3 protein-coding genes and 1 pseudogene are annotated in these 2132 nt (G+C 38.1%); all 4 read right to left on the bottom strand.

Translation table 11 applies throughout. From position 1 onward, the window contains the following. Positions 1-951, bottom strand: a 951-nt coding sequence (locus Q0257_RS03730; RefSeq protein WP_298021705.1) for a hypothetical protein, incomplete at its 3' end; no start/stop codon positions are given. 118 nt (positions 952-1069) lie between these two features. Further along, positions 1070-1489 carry a hypothetical protein gene (locus Q0257_RS03725; protein WP_298021702.1) on the bottom strand — a complete coding sequence of 140 codons (420 nt, stop codon included), beginning with the start codon at positions 1487-1489 and terminating at the stop codon, positions 1070-1072. Continuing rightward, positions 1486-1803: a hypothetical protein gene (locus Q0257_RS03720; protein WP_298021700.1), complete on the bottom strand. Its 318-nt coding sequence runs from the start codon at positions 1801-1803 to the stop codon at positions 1486-1488. Before Q0257_RS03720 ends, Q0257_RS03725 begins: the two co-directional genes overlap by 4 nt. Beyond that, positions 1800-2132 (bottom strand): annotated as a pseudogene (locus tag Q0257_RS03715) (hypothetical protein); the annotation flags it as partial. The gene Q0257_RS03720 and the pseudogene Q0257_RS03715, both read right to left, overlap by 4 nt.

Raw genomic sequence — 2132 nt, 5'->3', positions numbered from 1 at the left:
CTTTACGAAAAACATGCCTATCTTTTTTACGGCATCGCTTTGTGGCGTACTAGCAAATTTATAGGCTAACTGGCTTATCAACATTCTTAACTCATCGAAGTTACCTATTTTAAAAAGTTCGATCATTTCATCAGTCGTTCCGACCGGATACTCGTCCGAGTCGATTACCTCTGCCTCTAAAACTTGCGGCAAAGCTTTGAAATTTTGATCAAATAGTTCTTTATATTTCCCGCGTATTGCGTCTTGATCCGCGGCAAAATCCTCCATTCCTTTTTCTAAATGCTCTTTTGCCATATCAAAATACTTGCCCTTGGCTTTTTGCGATTTTAATGTTTGGTATTTTTCATAATAGGCCTGTGCCACATTGATATATTTAGCCGTGTATGCTCTTCTTAAAAGGTCTTTATACTTATTTTCTATAGCTTTGGCAAAATAGCTGTCATATTTTATAATTTTTTTAAAATCATTTTCAGCTACCCCGATTCTGCTTTCTATCGTATCTAGTTTTTTACTATTTATGGCTATATGAAGGCTTTGATATACGATATCGGCACATCTATTGGCACAGATATCGACACTATAGATCGTCTGTTCATCGCCCGGGTCTGCGCCTATCACATCCGTTAATTCTTCCGGTTCTTGTTCGTATGCCATAATTTCCGTAGGTCTATTTTGTAACTCCTGCTGTTTCGTTTGAAACTTTAATCTTTGTTTTTTGTCTTTTATAATGGCGTCAATGGCCTTTTTATCAAGCATTTTTGAGTTAAATGCGTGTAAAATTTCGATTACTTTTTCTTGAGAACATCCAGCCGCTCTAAGCTCAAGTATAATACTCATCTCGTCCAATGTGGGCTCGTAGCCTAAAATTTTGCTCCATTTCCTCTTATTAGCAATTGAAATTAGCAGAAGAATCGCGAACAATCCTAATAAAATGATAAAAATTTGAAACACCAGCGCACCTTTAAATCTTTCTTTAAATTATAAATCGTTTAAAGTCTGATGTCAAATTTAACAATATACGAGAGTTTGCGATTTTAAAAATTTTTATCGCGTTTTACGGCACTACTTTTTATAAGCTCGCCTTTATCTCTGCTACCAACTCGTGTCCGATGTCTTTAGTGAGTGCCGCGTGGGCCTTAGCGAGCCCTTTAAGCTTGTATTCATTCCACGCCCTAAGCAAATATGGATTCGGCTTTTGCCCTTTGATCGATTTTCTGTATCCATACGGCGTCTTTAGCGCGCGAGCTTTTTTAGGCGTTATCTTACGCTTTTTGGCTCCGTAGAGTCCCGTGCCCTCATGGACGAACTTAGCATAACCCACCCCTGCAGTATTGCCTATCGTTACGCTTCTTGCATCTACCCTTATTACCTTTATATTCCGCTTCAGCGCACCCGTTTTAATGGGCGCGGTATGCTCTTTAGCTACATTCACGGTCTCCGCACCCACGCGGTAGATGAAATTTCGTAAAGCTTTATCTAAATTTTTCATTTAGCCGAATACTCCTTTATGTATTTAAGCGCATCTACAAACGAACCCTTAAAAATCTCTTTAAATTTATTATGAATTAGTACTTTGAAGTTGCAAACTTCCCTCATCATTTCGTCATTTTGCGATATTTTTATTACTTCGTCTGAGATAGATATATCAAAAAATCCCATAATTAGGCCGTCTTTTATGCAAAGCGTAGCAAAGGGATATCTGTCCGCAAGTTTTTTATCGTAATCCTCCCCCGCCCAAAGGTTATAATCTTTTTGATATACGCCCCATTCGGCATCATCGATATATAGGGTAAAATCTCTCATTTTTGCCACCACCTCTTAATTATTTCTTGTTGTAACATTAGGCTTTTTTCCTTAAAATACTTCTGCGCGCCTTTGCTTGGCTTGTATGCCGTTACTATTCTATTACCGTCAAATACCATAAAATAGCCATTGCCGCTTACGGCATTGCTTAAGTTTTCCTCATCCTTTTTAGGGGCTATAGCAATTATCGAATTTAACGCTTTTATTATATCGCTTTTTAGCTTTTCGTTTCGTTTTAATCTATTTTTTAACCCGTGCTCGCCATTCGCCGCTTTTAGATCTAGCACGCGCTCCACGCCTATTTTATCGATATGCCTAATTATCTCATC

Origin of the sequence: uncultured Campylobacter sp., from assembly GCF_938018035.1 — a bacterium.
Taxonomy (GTDB): domain Bacteria; phylum Campylobacterota; class Campylobacteria; order Campylobacterales; family Campylobacteraceae; genus Campylobacter_B.
Note: the sequence above shows the minus strand (reverse complement) of the source record. Positions and strands in the feature narration are given on the sequence as shown.